The sequence below is a fragment of the Nonomuraea sp. NPDC050783 genome, assembly GCF_040802095.1.
Lineage (GTDB): Bacteria > Actinomycetota > Actinomycetes > Streptosporangiales > Streptosporangiaceae > Nonomuraea.
Genome location: NZ_JBFAHK010000002.1, coordinates 274,602 through 291,157 on the forward strand (window position 1 = coordinate 274,602; position 16,556 = coordinate 291,157).

At 74.7% G+C, this 16,556-nt stretch carries 18 protein-coding genes; 4 read left to right on the forward strand and 14 right to left on the reverse strand.

Features of this window, described 5'->3' with window-relative positions; all coding sequences use genetic code 11:
• A complete protein-coding gene (locus AB0H75_RS06155) occupies positions 1–915 on the forward strand; it encodes a ribonuclease Z (protein ID WP_367791198.1) in 915 nt (304 codons plus the stop codon).
• On the opposite strand, the gene AB0H75_RS06160 is transcribed toward AB0H75_RS06155, so the two are convergent.
• The 3 genes from AB0H75_RS06160 to AB0H75_RS06170 all read right to left on the reverse strand — a co-directional run bounded on the left by AB0H75_RS06160 (position 891) and on the right by AB0H75_RS06170 (position 2,708).
• Complete coding sequence (locus tag AB0H75_RS06160; RefSeq protein WP_367791200.1) at positions 891–1,124, reverse strand: hypothetical protein; 234 nt, start codon at positions 1,122–1,124, stop codon at positions 891–893. The genes AB0H75_RS06155 and AB0H75_RS06160 overlap by 25 nt on opposite strands.
• A 106-nt stretch (positions 1,125–1,230) precedes the next feature.
• Positions 1,231–1,992, reverse strand: a complete 762-nt coding sequence (locus tag AB0H75_RS06165) for an isocitrate lyase/phosphoenolpyruvate mutase family protein (RefSeq protein WP_367791202.1) — start codon at positions 1,990–1,992, stop codon at positions 1,231–1,233.
• A 98-nt stretch (positions 1,993–2,090) separates the two neighbouring features.
• Positions 2,091–2,708, reverse strand: coding sequence for a hypothetical protein (locus AB0H75_RS06170; RefSeq protein WP_367791205.1), 618 nt, complete (start codon positions 2,706–2,708; stop codon positions 2,091–2,093).
• Positions 2,709–3,105: 397 nt separating this feature from the next.
• On the opposite strand from AB0H75_RS06170, the gene AB0H75_RS06175 reads away from it, so the two are divergent.
• On the forward strand, positions 3,106–3,567 hold the full coding sequence (locus AB0H75_RS06175) for a hypothetical protein (protein WP_367791208.1): 462 nt from the start codon (positions 3,106–3,108) through the stop codon (positions 3,565–3,567).
• 75 nt (positions 3,568–3,642) lie between these two features.
• Here AB0H75_RS06175 and AB0H75_RS06180 read toward each other — a convergent pair whose 3' ends face one another.
• From AB0H75_RS06180 to AB0H75_RS06190, 3 genes are read right to left on the reverse strand one after another with little or no spacing between them, the layout of a single operon-like run.
• The gene (locus AB0H75_RS06180) at positions 3,643–4,038 is read right to left on the reverse strand and encodes a PepSY domain-containing protein (protein WP_367791211.1); all 396 of its coding nucleotides are present in this window, start codon (positions 4,036–4,038) and stop codon (positions 3,643–3,645) included.
• Positions 4,039–4,073: 35 nt separating this feature from the next.
• A complete protein-coding gene (locus AB0H75_RS06185; protein WP_367791213.1) occupies positions 4,074–5,312 on the reverse strand; it encodes an ATP-binding protein in 1,239 nt (412 codons plus the stop codon).
• Positions 5,309–5,986, reverse strand: a complete 678-nt coding sequence (locus tag AB0H75_RS06190) for a response regulator transcription factor (protein ID WP_367791215.1) — start codon at positions 5,984–5,986, stop codon at positions 5,309–5,311. Before AB0H75_RS06190 ends, AB0H75_RS06185 begins: the two co-directional genes overlap by 4 nt.
• A gap of 92 nt (positions 5,987–6,078) precedes the next feature.
• Between AB0H75_RS06190 and AB0H75_RS06195 the strand changes: the two genes are divergently transcribed.
• Positions 6,079–6,510 carry a hypothetical protein gene (locus AB0H75_RS06195; protein ID WP_367791218.1) on the forward strand — a complete coding sequence of 144 codons (432 nt, stop codon included), beginning with the start codon at positions 6,079–6,081 and terminating at the stop codon, positions 6,508–6,510.
• Between the two features lie 22 nt (positions 6,511–6,532).
• Here AB0H75_RS06195 and AB0H75_RS06200 read toward each other — a convergent pair whose 3' ends face one another.
• The 8 genes from AB0H75_RS06200 to aceB form a co-directional block, all read right to left on the reverse strand.
• The gene (locus AB0H75_RS06200; protein WP_367791221.1) at positions 6,533–8,446 is read right to left on the reverse strand and encodes a hypothetical protein; all 1,914 of its coding nucleotides are present in this window, start codon (positions 8,444–8,446) and stop codon (positions 6,533–6,535) included.
• Between the two features lie 61 nt (positions 8,447–8,507).
• The gene (locus AB0H75_RS06205) at positions 8,508–8,720 is read right to left on the reverse strand and encodes a DUF2277 domain-containing protein (RefSeq protein WP_367791224.1); all 213 of its coding nucleotides are present in this window, start codon (positions 8,718–8,720) and stop codon (positions 8,508–8,510) included.
• Positions 8,721–8,723: 3 nt separating this feature from the next.
• Entirely contained in the window at positions 8,724–9,467 is a 744-nt protein-coding gene (locus tag AB0H75_RS06210; RefSeq protein ID WP_367791227.1) for an IclR family transcriptional regulator, read from the reverse strand.
• Positions 9,468–9,478: 11 nt separating this feature from the next.
• The gene (locus tag AB0H75_RS06215) at positions 9,479–10,237 is read right to left on the reverse strand and encodes an IclR family transcriptional regulator (RefSeq protein WP_367791230.1); all 759 of its coding nucleotides are present in this window, start codon (positions 10,235–10,237) and stop codon (positions 9,479–9,481) included.
• Positions 10,234–11,436, reverse strand: coding sequence for a (Fe-S)-binding protein (locus AB0H75_RS06220; RefSeq protein ID WP_367791233.1), 1,203 nt, complete (start codon positions 11,434–11,436; stop codon positions 10,234–10,236). Before AB0H75_RS06220 ends, AB0H75_RS06215 begins: the two co-directional genes overlap by 4 nt.
• 1 nt (position 11,437) lies before the next feature.
• Positions 11,438–12,610 (reverse strand): FAD-binding oxidoreductase, encoded by a 1,173-nt coding sequence (locus AB0H75_RS06225; protein ID WP_367791236.1) that lies wholly within the window; start codon positions 12,608–12,610, stop codon positions 11,438–11,440.
• Positions 12,611–12,618: 8 nt separating this feature from the next.
• Complete coding sequence (locus tag AB0H75_RS06230; protein ID WP_367791239.1) at positions 12,619–14,055, reverse strand: FAD-linked oxidase C-terminal domain-containing protein; 1,437 nt, start codon at positions 14,053–14,055, stop codon at positions 12,619–12,621.
• Positions 14,056–14,064: 9 nt separating this feature from the next.
• Positions 14,065–15,642, reverse strand: coding sequence for a malate synthase A (gene aceB / locus AB0H75_RS06235; RefSeq protein WP_367791242.1), 1,578 nt, complete (start codon positions 15,640–15,642; stop codon positions 14,065–14,067).
• A 166-nt stretch (positions 15,643–15,808) separates the two neighbouring features.
• On the opposite strand from aceB, the gene AB0H75_RS06240 reads away from it, so the two are divergent.
• Positions 15,809–16,501, forward strand: a complete 693-nt coding sequence (locus AB0H75_RS06240) for a DUF4097 family beta strand repeat-containing protein (RefSeq protein WP_367791245.1) — start codon at positions 15,809–15,811, stop codon at positions 16,499–16,501.
• The last annotated feature ends 55 nt before the right edge of the window (positions 16,502–16,556 follow it).

Here is a 16,556-nt window from a genome sequence, read left to right on the forward strand (position 1 = left end):
GTGTCCTCTCGTGAGCTCGTGGTGCTGGGCACCTCCAGCGCGGTCCCCACCCGACACCGTAACCACAACGGCTACCTCCTGCGCTGGGACGGCCAGGGCTTCCTGTTCGACCCGGGCGAGGGCACGCAGCGGCAGATGGTGCACGCCGGGCTGAGCGCCAACGACGTGCACTGGCTGTGCGTGACGCACTTCCACGGCGACCACTGCCTGGGCGTGCCGGGCGTCGTGCAGCGCATCGCCCGCGACCGGGTGCGGCACCCGGTGCGCGCGGTCTTCCCCGCCTCCGGCACGGAGTACTGGCGGCGGCTGCGGCACGCCGCCGCGTTCGCCGACACCGGCGTGATCGCCGAGCACCCCGTCTCCGGCGCGCTGGCCGAGGTCGGGCCGCTGACCGCGCGCCGCCTGTCCCACCCCGTCGAGTCCTACGGGTACCGCCTCCAGGAGCCGCCCGGCCGCCGCATGCTGCCCGCCAGGCTCGCCGCGCGCGGCATCCGCGGGCCGGAGATCGGCGAGCTGCAGCGCACCGGGTCCGTGCGCGGCGTCACGCTGGAGGAGTGCAGCGAGCCGCGCCCCGGGCAGGCCGTCGCCTTCGTCATGGACACCCGGCTCTGCGACGCCGTCTTCGAGCTGGCCTCCGGGGTGGACCTGCTGGTCATCGAGGCCACGTTCCTGTCGGGGGAGGGCGCGCTGGCCAAGGAGTACGGGCACCTGACGGCGTACGAGGCGGGCGTGGTGGCGGCGGACGCCGGGGTGCGGCGGCTGGTGCTCACGCACTTCTCCGAGCGGTACGGGTTCGACGACGAGCCCGCGTTCGTGGCCGAGGCGCGGCGCAGCTACGACGGGGAGGTCGTCCTGGCCCGCGACCTGATGAAGGTGCCGGTGCCGCGGCGTCAGGCCCACAGCGCGGCGAAGTAGCCGACGCCGTACGGGGACGTGCGGGCCAGCAGCCCCACCCGCGCCCCGGACGCCGCCAGCTCCCCGCCCAGCGTCAGGCACTCGCCGGGCGCGGCGTCGAAGGCCACGGCCTGGAGGGCGTCGGGGGCGCGTCCGTCCAGGAGGCAGCGGCCCACCACGGCCAGGACGTCGGGACGGGCGGCGAGCACGCCCTCGACGGCGCCGCGCACGCGGCGCGGACCCCGGCCATCCGGGCCGTCACGATCAGCGGGGTTTGCGGGCGGACGGCCGCGGCGGCAAGCACGAGCGCAAGCGTACGCGGCCCGCCCCGGCCTGCTAAAAGGGGCTCTCGCCCTGCCGGACCCGCGCCAGCAGCCCGGCGGCGTGGGCGTACACCAGCCGGTACAGCCCGCTGCCGAAGCTGACGCGCGCCACGCCCAGCTCGGCCAGCCGCCCCAGGGACGGCGTGCCCGGGCGGAACAACACGTTCACCGGGGCGCCCGCCAGCTCGTCCACCAGCGCCCGGATCTCGTCCTCGTCGCCGAGCACGATCGGGTACACGCAGTCGGCGCCGGCCTCCAGGTAGCGCCGCGCCCGCGCGAGCGCATCCTCGCGGGAGCCCCCGCCGTGCAGGTACGTGTCCACCCGGGCGTTGATCACCAGGGCGTCGCCGGCCGCGGCCCGCACCCCGGCCAGGAACTCCGCCTGCTCGCCGGGGTCGAGCAGCTCGCCGGTGCGCGGGTCGCTGTCCTCCAGGTTGCAGCCGGCCGCGCCGCAGGCGATCAGGCGCTCGGCCAGCTCGGCGGGCTTGAGGCCGTAGCCGCGCTCGATGTCGGCGCTGACCGGTACGTCCACGGCGCGGGCGACGCGCGCCACGGCGGCCAGCATCTCCTCCACGGGCATCCGCTCGCCGTCGTCGTAGCCGAGCGCGTCGCAGACGGCCGCGCTGCCGGTCGCCACCGCGGGGAAGCCGGCCTCCTGGACGGCACGCGCGGAGGCGGCGTCCCAGACGTTGGGCAGGATCACGGGGGTGCCCGGCACGTGCAGCGCGCGCAGCACGCCGGCTCTGCCCGCGCCGGCTCTGTCGATCGTCGTCATGACCGTGACCCTAGGCCGCGAGTGGTCCTCGCCGAAGGGCCAGTGACGGCCATAACCGCCGAACCACTTCCGGGGGTGGGGTCCTTCGAGGCGGGGGATCAGCAGCCGCTGACGGCGCACTGGCCGGAGACCAGGCCGCCGGGCCCGTCCGCCGGGTTGTCGGCCGCCGGCTCCTGCGGGGCCTTGGCGGGGGAGGAGGTCTTCTTGCCGTCGCCGGTCTGCTCGGTGCCGCGGGAGGAGTCGCCGCCCGTGGGCGAGCCGGTGTCGGAGGAGCCGGTGTCGGAGGAGCCGGTGTCGGAAGAGCCCGGGTCGCCGCCCGCGCCCGGGTCGGTGGCGGCGTCGCCCATGCTGCCGTCGTCCGGCAGGCCGTCGTCGGGGCCGTCGGTACGGGCGTCGCCCATGGTGGCGTCGTCGTCTTGGAAGGTGTCGTCCTGGAAGGTGTCGTCCTGGGGGGCGCCGTTCCGGGGGTTCTGGTCGCCGTTCGTGCCCTGTGACGGCCCGGCCTCCTGCCGGGTGCCGGAGCCGGAGGCCAGCGTGTAGCCGACGCCGCCCGCCGCGAGCACGGCGACGAGCACCGAGGCGGCGATGGCGGCGACCTTCTTCCGGCCTGGTTTCTTCCGGGAAGCGGCGGGGCCGCCGGAACGCTTCTCCGCCAGGCGGACGTCGCCGGGGCCGGACAGGATCTCGTGGTGATCCGGTGGGGTCGGATCGTGCATGAGGGTGCAGCTCCTCGCGGTCGTATCGGGGAAAGCTCGCCGGCTTCCGCGGGTGATGGACCACACTAGCCGCATTGGAGGAATGCTCGCACACCAATCACAAAGGAATCACGACTTGTCCCCCTTTAGAGCTGTTTCCGCTGGTGATCGGGGCCGCCTCGGGTCGGTGGCCGGGGTGGTCGGGGTCCTGGCCATCGCCGCGCTCGGCATATTCCTGGCATTCGCCGGCACCCCTGAACCCGCAGGGCAAAGGGCGGGGGAAAACGAGGGGGAAACGCCGATTTCCCGAAGATCGATAACGCCGAGCCCGCCGCATATGACATTGATCGCATCTCCGTCGCCACCCGATGGAACGATCCACAAGGCCACGGAGGCCCCGGGGCCGTGGGTGCGGTCCGTGCCGTCGCCGGGCGCGCCGCCGTCACCCGGCGCGCTGCCGTCCCTGGACGTGTGGACGACGCCGGGCGTGCTGCCGTCGCCGGGCGCGCCGCCGGCGCCGAGGGCCGCCCCGGTCCCTCCGGTCCCCCCTGCCCCTCCGGCGCCGCCGCGCCGCGACCCGCCCTCGTACCGCGCCGCCGTCCCCCGGCCGTCCCCGTCGGGCGGGATGCCCAGGACGTCCCGCGCGAGCGAGCAGCCCGGGCCGTCCCGCCCGGGGCGCGCGGCCCCGTCGCCCCGCCTGCGGCGCGGCGGCTCGCCCGTGCCGCAGGCCCCGCCCCAGGCGCCCCCTCAGGAGCCTCCGCAGGCCCCGCCCCGGGAGCTGTCCCCGGCGCTGCCCAGGGGCCCGGTCGATCCCTGCGCGACCATGCACGACTTCCGCCGCGACCCCTGCTACGCCCTCCTGGACCGCCTCGTCCGGTGAACGCGACCGCCCGCCGCCCTCGGAAGCGGGCGGCGGGCGATGGGCGGGCGGTGAAGGAGGCGGTGGAGCGGCGGCTCAGTCGTCGTCGGCCTGCTCGCCGGTCTGGGCGCCGGTCTGGGCGCCCGGCTGGTTGCCGGTCTGGGCGCTCGCCTGGTCGTCGTCGTTCTGGTCGTCGTCGGCTTCGGCCGGCTGCGCCCCGTGGTTGGTCACCTTGCCGTCGGTGGCGTTCACGGACACCTCGTACACCTGGGTGTCCTTGGTCAGCTCGATCTCCCACGCGCCCGAGTCGTCGTGGTCCACCTCGCTCACCCACGCGCCCTGGACCTGCTGGTGCGCCAGCTCGATGGCCTTCTCGGCGGTGATCTTGGGAGCGGTGGGAGCGGCGGTGGCGGCGTAGGCGGCGGCTCCGCCACCCGCCAGCAGCACGACGGCTCCGGTACCGGCGACGATGAGCTTCTTCGTGATTCGCATGACCCCACCTCATCGCGACCGCCGATAACCGCGCGCTAAGCGGCTCCTAAAACCACCTCAACACGCGCGCCGCCCCCGCCGGGCGAGGAGACGGCCAGCCGGCCGCCCGACGCCTCCGCCGTACGCCGGACGATGTCCAGCCCCAGCCCGGTCGAGCCGGTGCCGCTGGTGCCGCGCTCCAGCTGCGCGGGCTCGAACCCCGGACCGGCGTCCTCGACCGTCAGCAGCGCCCCGTCCGGGTGCCGCGCCAGCCGTACGGACAGGGCGACGCCCTCCGGCGTGTGGGCGAAGACGTTGCCCAGCAGCGCGTCCACGCAGGCCGCCAGCTCGCCGGCCCCGACCGCGACCGGCAGCGGCCCGTCGGGCAGGCCGACCGCGACCTCCCGCCCCTGGTCCTCGGCCAGCACCGACCAGAACCGCACCCGCTCGCGCACCACCGCGCCCGCCTCGCACGAGGCCCGTCCGGCCGTGCGGTGCCGCGCCTCGGTGATGACCGCGCTCACCGCCCGCTCCAGCGCGTCCACGCGGGCCTGCACCCGCGCCGCCTCCTCGGGGTCGCGCAGCGCCTCGGCGTCCAGCCGCAGGCCGGTCAGCGGCGTGCGCAGCCGGTGCGACAGGTCGGCCACCGACTCCCGCTCGGCCGCCAGCAGCTCGTCGATCCGCCCGGCCAGGTGGTTGAGCGCCAGCGCCACCGACCGCACCTCGGGCGGCCCGCCCGGCTCGGCGCGCGCGGTGAGGTCGCCCCCGGCCAGCCGGTGCGAGACCCGGGCCAGCCCGTCCACCGGCCGGGTCACGGCCAGCGCCAGCCGGTCGGCCAGCACGATCCCCAGCACCACCAGCGCCAGCCCCAGCACCAGCAGCGCCGCCCACGCCTCGCGCACGCCCTTCGTGAGCTCGGCGTCCGGCACGAACACCCTGATCACCGCGGTGCCCTCCGGCGACTGCGCGGAGACCAGCACCTCCCTGCCGCCGTCGGTCTCGGCGGTCACGCTGCGGCCGGTCGCGGCCAGCCGTACCGCGGCCGAGCGCGGAGCCCGCGCGCCGACCGTCCGCCCGTCCGGCAGGAACACCGTGACCGGCCGTGCCACCTGCTCCACCGCCAGCGCCAGGTCCGGGGTGCCGACGGCGAGCGCCACCGACCCGGCCGCGGCCGTGGCGCGGTCCATCGCCCCGTTCTCGGCCACGGCCCTGATGAGCAGCGCCATCGGCACCAGCAGCGCGATCAGCACCAGCGACGTGGTGGCCGCCACCAGCAGCGCCAGCCACCGCCTCATGACGGCTCGACCAGCTTGACGCCGACCCCGCGCACCGTGTGCAGGTAACGGGGCTCGGCGGCGGTCTCGCCGAGCTTCCTGCGCAGCCACGACAGGTGCACGTCCACCGTCTTGTCCGCGCCGCCGTACGGGAGCTGCCACACCTCGGTCAGCAGCTCCCGCTTGGTGACCACCTCGCCCGGCCGGGCCGCCAGGTAGTGCAGCACGTCGAACTCGCGCGGCGTCAGGTCCAGCGGCACGCCGTCCAGCGTCGCGGCGCGCGCCCGCGGATCGACCCGCAGCGCCCCCACCGCCAGCGGCTCGGGCGCCGAGCCGCCCGCCCGCCGCAGCACCGCCCGCACCCGGGCGTCGAGCTGCGCCGCGCTGTACGGCTTGACCACGTAGTCGTCGGCCCCCGCGTCCAGCACCGGCACCATCTCGGCGTCCCCGTCGCGGGCCGTCGCCACGATGACCGGCACCCGGCTGACCGCCCGCACCATCTTCAGCAGCTCCACCCCGTCCAGGTCGGGCAGCCCCAGGTCCAGCACGATGAGGTCGGGCCGGTCCTGGACGGCCAGCTTCAGCCCGTCGAGGGCGGTCGGCGAGGAGGACACCGCGTGCCCCAGCTCGCGCAGCCCCCGGCTGAGCGCGGTGCGGATCGCCACGTCGTCCTCGATGAGCAGGATGTCGGCCATAGCACGAACGTAGCCGCTCGCCGGCCCCGCCTCGGGACGCCTTAGCGTCCCGTTAACCCCGCCTTAGCCCGACGTGGGGGAAGCTGAGGTGGATGAAGAGATACCTGCTGGCCTGGGCGGCCTCCGCCGTCGCCGTCACCGGCGCGTCCCTGGCCGTGCTCGGCCTGCTGGGCACCGGGGTCACCGGCGCGTCCAGCCACGTCCTCAGCGAGGAGGAGGTCGCCGCGGCCCTCGCCACCGCGACCGCCGGCGCCCGCGCCGCCGCCACCCCGGGGGGCACCCCGGCCCAGGGCGGCGGGCAGGGCAAGCTGATCCGCAGCGCGGGCGGCACGGTCATCGCCGCCTGCGACGGCGGCGGCCTGGTGACGCTGCGCTCGTGGAGCCCGGCCCAGGACTACTCGGTGGACGACGTCGAGCCCGGCCCGGCCGCGGAGGTGAAGGTCGAGTTCGAGCCGCGCGAGGGCGAGGAGGTCGAGCTGACGATCGCCTGCTCGGCCGGGCAGCCCGTGCCGCGGCGGAGCTGACCGCCCCGGGAGCCGGCGGGCCTCACGCCTCCGCGCTGAGCGCCGACTTCGTCAGCTCGGCCTGCCGCCTGACCTGCCCCAGCACGATCGGGTTGACGCCCTTGGCGGTGAACAGGGCGACCATCTCGTCCAGCACGGCGTTCGCCCGCTGGAGGTCGCCCTGCCGGGCCTGGGCCCTGGCCAGGCGGCGCATCACCAGGTTGAGCGTGATGTTGTCGACCGTGCCGTCCCGCGCGACCCGGGCCAGGTGCTCGATGCCCTGCTTCGGGTCGGGCGGGCGTACGCGCAGCCGCTTGCCCGTGGTCAGCGCCTTGAACCCGCTCTCGGCGTTCAGGCCCTTGACCAGCCGCGCGTACGTGGCCAGCGGATGGTCGCCGTAGCGGTCGATGACCTCGTCCAGCGCCAGGTTGCCCGCCCGCAGGGCCGGCGAGTCCGACCCCAGCAGCGAGAACAGCTTGCCCTGCTCCTCGCCCAGCATCAGCTCCGCCACCTGGTGGTCGTCCCGGGTGACCGGGAGGCGCACCCGCACCGGGCAGGCGGGGGAGACCACGCGCGAGCCGTCGGCCGCGACGTACCGGGCGCGGACCTGGTACTCGCCGGGCTGCTGGAAGTAGTGCCCGTCACGGCCGTGCCCGATGTACGCGCTGCGGTACATGGCCGGGTTGCCGGCGTCCAGCCGGATGTCGGGCGAGGTGTCCACGCAGTGCCGCATCATCGGCCGGTACAGCACGGTCCTGCCGCCCGGCTGGGTGATCGACACCTGGGTGAACTCGGTGTCGGGGTGCAGATGCCCGTGCGTGACCGCGGGCCCGCCGGGGGCGGAGAGCTTGAGCTCGACCACGACCGGCTCGCCCAGCTCGAACGACTCCTTGGCGCGCACCTCCAGCCGCAGCCCGGAGCGGTCCTCGACCGGCCGCTCGAACGGCGCGATCTCGGCCGCCCCGGTGCCGAAGGCGTTGGCGCCCATGGCCACGTCGCGGTAGAAGCCGTGGCGCAGGTGCACCAGCTCGGCGTCGGTGAACTGGAAGGGGAAGGCCGCCCAGTAGCCGGGCTCGCCGCCGGGGCGGAAGTTCTGCACGTAGTTCATCCAGCTCAGGTCGCCGAAGCCGCCCTCGGGGCCGAGCGGCTGCGGCGGGGTGGCCAGGTCCTTCTGCCAGGAGTGCAGCAGGTTGAAGGCGTGCCCCAGCTCATGCATGTACGTCCGTAACTGCGCCCGCTGCGCCTCCGGCGTCGTGCCCTGGATCGCGTCGTAGAAGACCGCCGCCCCCTGGCGCTGGTGGGCGTCGTTGTAGTCGAACATGATGCCCCGGTAGCCGCCGACGTGCCGGCTGGCCACCAGCAGCCACACCCGCCAGGCCGGGGCGTCGGCGAACGCGCCGAACTGCTGCGTCATCGCGTGGTGCAGCTCGGCGTCGCTCCACGCCAGGTCCGCGCCGGAGCCGTCCACGGGGATCACGCCCGGCTCGGCGAGGGCCAGCTCGACGCCCGCCTCCGCGTACGCGGTGACCACGCTCAGCTCCCTCGGCGGCGAGCCGCCCGGCGCCCGCAGCGCCCCGGTGTGGTACGACACGAACGGCACCGTCCCCACCACGGAGTCCACCTCCAGCAGCACCCGCCGGAAGTGCGGTGAGGCGAACGCCACCTGGAACGTCAGCCCGGCCAGCTCCGCCGTGCCCGCCCCGTCGGTGATCGTCACGCCCACGCCCTCGGCCGGGGCGGCGAACGTGAACGCCCCGCGCCCCTCGATCCGCGCCCGCGCCCCCTCCGCGTGCACGGCGGGGGCGTTGACGACGAACGAGCCGACGTACGAGGTCGTGGCACCGGACAGGCTGAACAGGTCGCCGCTGACCCGGCCGGTGGGCCGGGCGCCGTCCACGTCGATCCTGAGCGTCAGCCGCGCGTCGCCGCTCTGTCCCTCGTACAGCCCGCTGATCATGGGGAGCTCCTGGAGGTCGCCGGATGCCTATCCGCGAAACTCCCCCCGCCGCGGGAGGCTGTCAACGACTCCCGCGAACTTCGAGCGCGCCGAGCAGCTCCTCCGACGCCTTGGCGATCGCCTCGACGGCCCGCTCGAACGCCTCGGCGTTGTGCGCCGCCGGCGCCCGGAACCCGGAGATCTTCCTGACGTACTGCAGCGCCGCCGCCCGCACGTCCTGCTCGCTCACGCTCTCGACGTACGGCGGCCGCAGGGTCTTGATGCTCCTACACATGGCTCAACCGTAATGGCCGATGCGCTGGCTTATCTCCCGAGCGCCCCGGACCAGCAGCTCGGCCACCTCCGGCAGCCGCTCGGGCGTCAGCCGGTACGACGGCCCGGACGCGCTGACCGCCGCCACCACCGACCCGTCGCCGCCGCGGACCGGCGCGGCCACGGCGTTGAGCCCGACCTCCAGCTCCTCCACCGTGCACGCCCAGCCGCGCTCCCTGACCCGCGCCAGGTCCAGCTCGTCGGCGCGGGTCACCGTGCGCGGCGTGTAGCGCTCCAGCTCGCCGGCGGGCGGCCGCAGCGCGCCGTAGGCCAGCAGCACCTTGCCGCTGGAGGTGGCGTGCGAGGGGGTGCGCTGGCCGACCCAGTTGTGGCCGCTGATCGCGGCCGGGCCGCGGACCTGGCTGATGTTGACGGCGGCGCCGTCGCGCGCCACGGCGACGTTGACGGTCTCGCCGATCGCCTCGGCCAGGCGCAGGCACACCGGCCGGCTCTCGCGGGCCAGGTCGAGCTGGGCGGTGGCCGCGCCCGCCAGCCTGATCACCCCGAACCCCAGCCGGTAGCGCCCCCGGTCGCCGCTCTGCTCCACCAGCCCGCCCTGCTCCAGGGCCGCGAGCAGCCGGAACGCCGTGGACTTGTGCACGTCGAGCTCGGCCGCGAGATCGGTCACCCGGGTGTCGCCCTCGCGGGCGAGGATCTCCAGGATCGCGATGGCCCGGTCCACCGACTGGACCGTCGTGCTGTTGCTCATGGCGCAACAGACTACCCGGGTCGCGGGTCGCCCTGGGGGCCGAACTCCGCGCCGAAGTCGGCGGCGATGCGCCGCAGCCCGCCGGCCAGCTCGTCGCGGTCCCGCGCGTCGATGCGCTCGGCGGGGCCCGACACCGACATCGCCGCCACCACCCGCCCGCCGTCGCGTACCGGCACGGCCATGCAGTGCACGCCCAGCTCCTCCTCGCCGAGGTCCAGGGCGTAGCCGCGGCCGCGCACCGCGTCCAGCTCGGCGAGCATGGCGGAGACCTCGGTGATCGTGTTGGGGGTGCGGCGCGGCATGCCGGTCCGCTCCAGCACCGCGACCGCCTCGCCCGGCGGCCGCCCGGCCAGCAGCACCTTGCCCACCGCCGTGCTGTGCGGCAGCACCCGCCGCCCGACCTCGGCGAACATGCGCAGCCTGCGCGGCGAGGGCACCTGCGCCACGTAGACGACGAAGTCGCCTTCGAGCACGGCCAGGTTCGCCGTCTCGCCGGACAGCTCGACCATTTTGGCCAGGTACGGCCGCGCCCACCCGCCGACCATGCCCCCCGCGACGCCGCCGAGCCGTACCAGGCCGCCGCCGAGCGCGTAACGCCGGTCGGACTCCTGGCGCACGTACCCGCGGGTCAGCAGGGTCTGCAACAGCCGGTGGATGGTGCCGTACGGCAGCCCGGTGCGGGCCGCGATCTCCGACAGGCCCGCCTCGCCGCCGTGCTCGGCCAGCGCCTCCAGCACGTCCAGCGCCCGCTCGACCGACTGGACGCTCACAGGCCCACTCCGCGCAGCGAGGCGTCCAGGACCTCGGCCACGTGCGCCACCCGGATCTCGCCGCCCGCCCGCCGCACCGCCGCGGCGATCTGCATCGTGCACCCCGGGTTGGCCGACACCAGCAGCTCGGCGCCGGTCGCGCCGACCGCCTTCGCCTTGCGGTCGCCGAGGTCGCGGGCGGCGCGCGGCCGGAAGATGTTGTAGGTGCCCGCCGAGCCGCAGCAGATCGACGACTCGGGGATCTCGCGCAGCTCCAGGCCGGGGATGCCGGCCAGCAGCTCGCGCGGCTGGGCCCGGACGCCCTGGGCGTGCGCCAGGTGGCAGGCGTCGTGGTAGGCCACGGTGAGCGGCAGCGGATGCCGCTCGGCGACCGGCCCCAGCCCGGCCAGGAACTCCGACAGGTCGCGCACCTCGAACCCCGGCTCGCGGCCCAGCAGCTCGCCGTACTCCTTCATCGACGAGCCGCAGCCGGCGGCGTTCACCACGACCGTGTCCACCCCGGCGCGCTCGAAGACCCGCACCGTGCGCCGCGCCAGCCGCCTGGCCTGCTCCTCGCGCCCGGCGTGCACGCTGAGCGCGCCGCAGCAGCCCTGCGCGGGCGGGACGACCACGTCGCAGCCCTCCAGCGCGAGCACCCGCGCCGTGGCCGCGTTGACCTGGGGGAAGAACTCACGCTGCACGCAGCCGGTGAGCATGCCGACCACCGCCCGCCGCTCGCCCCTGGCCCGCACCAGGCGCGGCAGCCGCTGCCGCCGCGCCACCCGGGGCGCGAGCGCGGCCATCGCGCCGAGGCTCTCGTCCGCCCGGCCGAGGTAGCCCGCCATCCGCCGGGCCAGGCCGGTCACCGGCCGGGTCAGCCGCAGCCGCCGCGGGTACGGGAACAGGCTGAACACCATGCCGCGCACCGCCCGTTCCCGGGGCTCGCGCTCGTGCCGCCGCTCCACCTCCACCCGGGTCAGCTCGATCAGCCGGTCGTAGCGCACCCCGGACGGGCAGGCGGTCACGCAGGCCATGCAGCCCAGGCAGGCGTCGAAGTGGCCGGCCATCTCCGGCGTCACCGGCGTGCCCTCGACGTGCTGCTTCATCAGGTGGATGCGCCCGCGCGGGGAGTCCATCTCCTCGCCCCACAACGCGTACGTCGGGCACGCCGGCAGGCAGAACCCGCAGTGCACGCAGTCGTTGATCAGCTTCGGGTCCATCTCAGATCCCTCCCACGAACCGGCCGGGAGACATCCTGCGCCCGGGATCGAACCGTTCCTTGACCCGCCGCATCAGCGGCAGCGCGCCCACCCGCCCCCACCGGTCGAGCCGCGCGGACGGGGGCGCGGCCAGCACGACCACCCGCCCGCCCGCGTCCTCCACCCGCCGCCGCAGCCCGTCCACGGCCCCGGCGGGTTCCGTCCCGCCCCAGGGCTCCTCCACGGGCCGCAGCCACATCCGCCCGGCCAGTACGGAGCCGCGCACCGCCAGCCCGGCCCCGGCCGCCGCGTCCAGCACGGCCGCCAGGCCGGTGGCGGGGAAGCGCGCCTCGGCCAGCACCTCGGCCTCCGGGGCCAGCCCCCACCAGGGCGGGGCCGTCCCGGTGACCTCGCCCCCGCCGACCAGCCGCCGCAGCGCGCCGGCCCGGCTCTCCGCCGCCGTGCCCTCGACCAGCACCGCCAGGTCGAGGGGCCCGCCCGGCGCCGGCCGGTCCACCTCGGCGGCGCTCGGCTCGGCCTGGGAGGCGGCCAGCGCCGCGGCGATCCGCGGCAGGTCGGCGGCGGCGATCGGGGCACGCACCCAGCGGCGCTCGGCGGGCAGCGGGTGCAGCCGGAACGTGGCCTCGGCGATGACGCCCAGCGTGCCGTAGGAGCCGGTGAAGAGCTTGCCGAGGTCGTAGCCCGCGACGTTCTTGACGACCTTGCCGCCGGAGCGGGCGACCGTGCCGTCGGCCAGCACGACCGTGATGCCGATGAGCAGGTCGCGGGCGGTGCCGTAGCGGAAGGCGCGCGGCCCCGCGGTCGCGGTGGCCAGCGTGCCGCCGACCGTCGCGCCCTCGCTGAAGGGCACGTCGAGGGCCAGCTCCTGCCCTTCGGCGGCGAGCACGGCGGCCAGGGCGTCCGTGGTCACCCCGGCCTGGGCGCGGACCACCAGGTCGCCGGCCGCGTGCTCCAGGACCTCGTTCAGGCAGCACAGGTCGAGCAGCACGTCGCAGCGCTCCGGCGGCGGGCCCCAGTGCAGCTTCGTGCCGCCGCCCGCGGGCACCACCGCGAGGTCCCGGGCCGCGCAGGCCCGCAGCACCGCCGCGATCTCCTCGACGCTCTCCGGCAGCGCGACCCAGCGGGGGAGCACGCCGCCGACGGCGTCCCCGTCACCGCCCTCCCTGACGGTCACCCCATCGATCAAAACTGCTCCGCCCTCCCCGACTCCACCAGCGGGTGCGCGCCCTTGCGCACGCCCGGCACCTCGCCGCACAGGCGCGGCGTGGGGAACACCTTGCCCGGGTTGGACAGCCCCCGGGGGTCGAAGGCGCACCGGACGAGCTGCATCGTGTCCAGGTCGGCCTCGGTGAACATGCGCGGCAGGTAGCGCGCCTTGTCCACGCCGACGCCGTGCTCGCCGGTGATCGAGCCGCCGTGCTCGACGCACAGGTCCAGGATCGCGCCGGAGACCACCTCGGCCCGCTCGCCCGCGCCCGGCTCGGCGTCGTCGAACAGCACCAGCGGGTGCAGGTTGCCGTCGCCGGCGTGGAAGACGTTGGCCACCCTGATGCCGTGCTCGGCCGAGAGCCGGTCGATGGCGGCCAGCACGCCCGGCAGCGAGGTGCGCGGCACCACGCCGTCCTGGACGATGTAGGCCGGGCTGATGCGCCCCACGGCCGCGAACGCCGACTTGCGGCCCCTCCAGATCGCCGCCCGCTCGGCCGCGTCCGCCGCCACCCGCAGCTCGAACGCGCCCGAGCAGATCTCCCTGAGCCGCGCGAACTCCCGCTCCACCGCCGCCGCGGGCCCGTCCAGCTCCACGATCAGCACCGCCCCTGCGCCCGCCGGGTAGGAGCAGGCGACCGCGGCCTCGGCCGCCTCGATGGCCAGCGCGTCCATCATCTCGATCGCGGCCGGCACGATGCCCGCACCGATGATCGCCGAGACCGCCCGGCCGCCCTGCTCGATGCTCTCGAACGCCGCCAGCACCGTGGTGACGGCCTCCGGCGCCCGGCTGAGCCGCACCGTGACCTTGGTGGCGATGCCGAGCGTGCCCTCCGAGCCGACGAAGGCGCCCAGCAGGTCGTAGCCGGGGTCCATGCGGTCGAGCGTGACCAGGTCGCCGTCGGGGGTGACGATCTCGCAGGCCTCGACGTGGTTGACGGTGAAGCCGTACTTGAGGCAGTGGGCGCCGCCGGAGTTCTCCGCCACGTTGCCGCCGATCGAGCAGACCTGCTGGCTGGAGGGGTCGGGCGCGTAGTAGTAGCCCTGGTCGCGCACGGCCTCGGTGATGGCCAGGTTCGTCACGCCCGGCTCCACCACCGCCCGGCGGTCGGGCAGGTCGATCTCCAGGACGGCGCGCATCCTGGAGGTGACGATGAGCACGCCGTCCTCGCGGGGGAGCGCGCCTCCCGACAGGCCGGTGCCCGCGCCCCTGGCCACGAAGGGCACGCCGTGCTCGTTGCACAGCCGGACCACCCGGGCGACCTGCTCGGCCGTGGCGGGCAGCACGACCACGCCGGGGGTCGCCCGGTGGTGGGTGAGGCCGTCGCACTCGTACGTGCGCAGGCGTACCGGATCGGTGATCACCGAGTCGCCCGGCAGGAACGAGCGCAGGGCCGCCGTCAGGGTCTCCATCTCGCTTTTCTACGGCATCTGGGCATAGGCCGGAAGAGTCAGGAACTCCGCGAAGTCGTCGTCCAGCGCCACTTCCTTGAACAGGGCCGTGGCCTGGGCGTACAGCTTCTCGTCGTAGCCCGGCTCCATCGCGATCTTGGCCAGCTCCTCGGTGATGATCTGCTCGACCAGCTCCTTCGTCACCTGGTGCCCCGTGTCGGCGAGCGTGATGTCGTTGTGGATCCACTGCCAGATTTGCGAGCGCGAGATCTCGGCCGTGGCGGCGTCCTCCATGAGGTTGTGGATGGCCGCCGCGCCCGAGCCGCCCATCCACGCGGCCAGGTAGCGCAGCGCCACGTCCACGTTGTTGCGCAGCCCGGCGTCGGTGATGTCGCCCGGCGTCTCGGAGACGGCCAGCAGGTCGGCGGCGGTGACGTGGACGTCCTCGCGCAGCCGGTCGAGCTGGTTGGGCCGCGAGCCCAGCACCCCGTCGAACACCTCACGGCAGACCGGCACCAGGTCGGGGTGCGCCACCCACGACCCGTCGAACCCGTCGCCCGACTCGCGCGTCTTGTCCGCCCGCACCTTCTCCAGCGCGACCGCGTTGACCTCGGGGTCCCTGCGCGAGGGGATGAAGGCCGCCATCCCGCCGATCGCGTGCGCGCCGCGCTTGTGGCAGGTGCGCACCAGCAGCTCCGTGTACGCCCGCATGAACGGCGCCGTCATCGTCACCGCGTTCCGCTCCGGCAGCAGGAACTCCCGGCCCCGGGTGCGGAACTTCTTGATCACGCTGAACAGGTAGTCCCAGCGTCCCGCGTTCAGGCCCGCCGAGTGCTCGCGCAGCTCGTAGAGGATCTCCTCCATCTCGAACGCGGCCGGGTAGGTCTCGATGAGCACGGTGGCCCTGATGGTGCCGTGCGGGATCCCGAGGAGCTGCTGCGCCCGGGTGAAGACGTCGTTCCAGAGCCGCGCCTCCAGGTGCGACTCCAGCTTCGGCAGGTAGAAGTAGGGGCCCTTGCCCTTGGCGAGCTGGCGCTGGGCGCAGTGGAAGAAGTAGAGCCCGAAGTCGAACAGCGAGCCCGACACCGGCGCGCCGTCCACGCTCGCGTGCTTCTCGTCCAGGTGCCAGCCGCGCGGGCGGACCACGATCGTGGCCAGCTCGCCGTCGGGGCGCAGCGCGTACGCCTTGCCGCCGGTCTCGAAGTCGATCGTGCGGTCGAGGGCGTCACGCAGGTTGAGCTGGCCGTTCACGCAGTTCTCCCAGAGCGGGGAGTTGGCGTCCTCGAAGTCGGCCAGCCACACCTTCGCGCCGGAGTTGAGCGCGTTGACGGTCATCTTCCTGTCGACGGGGCCGGTGATCTCCACCCGCCGGTCCTCCAGGCCCGGCGCCGGGGGCGCGACCCGCCAGTCGCCCTCCCTGATCTCCTTGGTCGCGGGCAGGAAGTCGAGCGTGCCGCCCGCCGACAGCTCCGCCTGCCGCGCCTGCCGGGCCTCCAGCAGCTCCAGCCGCCTGGCGCCGAACTCCCGCTGGAGAGCCGCCACGAACGCGAGCGCCTCCGGGGTGAGGATCTCGTCGAACCGGTCGAGCATCGGGCCGGTGATCTCCATGGGACCTCTTTCCGCTCTGTTTTCCACCTGATGGAAATGAAGTTCTGGATTGTGGAAGTGAAGCTACTCTGGTCGGGGTCGCGCGGTCAAAGGTCGGGGGTCACTCGGGGCGTCCTGGGGGGCATCCCGGATAGGAAGGGGCGCCCGCGGGCGCGAGGATCTGAGCATGAGGACGATCGCGATCGCAGGCGGCCTGCTGGCCGCCGCAGCGCTGCTGACCGGCTGCGGGCTGGGGAGCCTCGCCGGCCCCACGAACCAGGACACCGCGTCCTACCAGGTGACCGACAAGCTCACCAAGCTGCAGGTGAACAGCGGCTCCGGCGACGTCGTGGTCACCGAGACCGGCGGCACCGCCGTGCGCGTCACCGAGACGCTGCGCTGGCGCGGCGACGCCAAGCCCAAGCCCGAGCACAAGGTCGAGGGCGGCGTGCTGGCGATCAGTTACGACTGTCCGTCGAACATGGGCACCTGCGCCGTCGACTACAAGATCGAGATCCCCAAGGGGCTGGCCGCCGACCTCGACGCCGGCTCCGGCGACGTCACGCTGCGGGCGCTGAGCGGCGACCTCGACGTCCACGTGGGCTCCGGCGACGTGGACGGCAGCGACCTGGCGGGCAAGAGCGTCGTGGCCGACGCCGGCTCGGGCAACGTCGAGCTCAAGTACGCCAGCGCCCCCGCCAGCGCCCAGCTCAAGGCCGGCTCGGGCGACATCACGCTGAACGTCCCCGACGGCCCCTACGACGTGTCGACCGACGTCGGCTCGGGCGACGCCACCGTCTCGGTCGACAACGACCACTCCTCGCCGAACAAGATCTCGCTCAAGGCCGGGTCCGGCGACGTCAAGGTGGCGGCGGGATAACCAGGTGCTTACCCGGGGGATGTCATGCCACCATCGGGGAAGACACCGAGGTGTC

Coding starts and splice junctions, on each gene's coding strand:
- AB0H75_RS06165 (WP_367791202.1), bottom strand. CDS start 1,992: ATGACGACGATCGACAGAGCCGGCGCGGGCAGAGCCGGCGTGCTGCGC.
- AB0H75_RS06170 (WP_367791205.1), bottom strand. CDS start 2,708: ATGCACGATCCGACCCCACCGGATCACCACGAGATCCTGTCCGGCCCC.
- AB0H75_RS06180 (WP_367791211.1), bottom strand. CDS start 4,038: ATGCGAATCACGAAGAAGCTCATCGTCGCCGGTACCGGAGCCGTCGTG.
- AB0H75_RS06185 (WP_367791213.1), bottom strand. CDS start 5,312: ATGAGGCGGTGGCTGGCGCTGCTGGTGGCGGCCACCACGTCGCTGGTG.
- AB0H75_RS06190 (WP_367791215.1), bottom strand. CDS start 5,986: ATGGCCGACATCCTGCTCATCGAGGACGACGTGGCGATCCGCACCGCG.
- AB0H75_RS06195 (WP_367791218.1), top strand. CDS start 6,079: ATGAAGAGATACCTGCTGGCCTGGGCGGCCTCCGCCGTCGCCGTCACC.
- AB0H75_RS06200 (WP_367791221.1), bottom strand. CDS start 8,446: ATGATCAGCGGGCTGTACGAGGGACAGAGCGGCGACGCGCGGCTGACG.
- AB0H75_RS06205 (WP_367791224.1), bottom strand. CDS start 8,720: ATGTGTAGGAGCATCAAGACCCTGCGGCCGCCGTACGTCGAGAGCGTG.
- AB0H75_RS06210 (WP_367791227.1), bottom strand. CDS start 9,467: ATGAGCAACAGCACGACGGTCCAGTCGGTGGACCGGGCCATCGCGATC.
- AB0H75_RS06220 (WP_367791233.1), bottom strand. CDS start 11,436: ATGGACCCGAAGCTGATCAACGACTGCGTGCACTGCGGGTTCTGCCTG.
- AB0H75_RS06230 (WP_367791239.1), bottom strand. CDS start 14,055: ATGGAGACCCTGACGGCGGCCCTGCGCTCGTTCCTGCCGGGCGACTCG.
- aceB (WP_367791242.1), bottom strand. CDS start 15,642: ATGGAGATCACCGGCCCGATGCTCGACCGGTTCGACGAGATCCTCACC.
- AB0H75_RS06240 (WP_367791245.1), top strand. CDS start 15,809: ATGAGGACGATCGCGATCGCAGGCGGCCTGCTGGCCGCCGCAGCGCTG.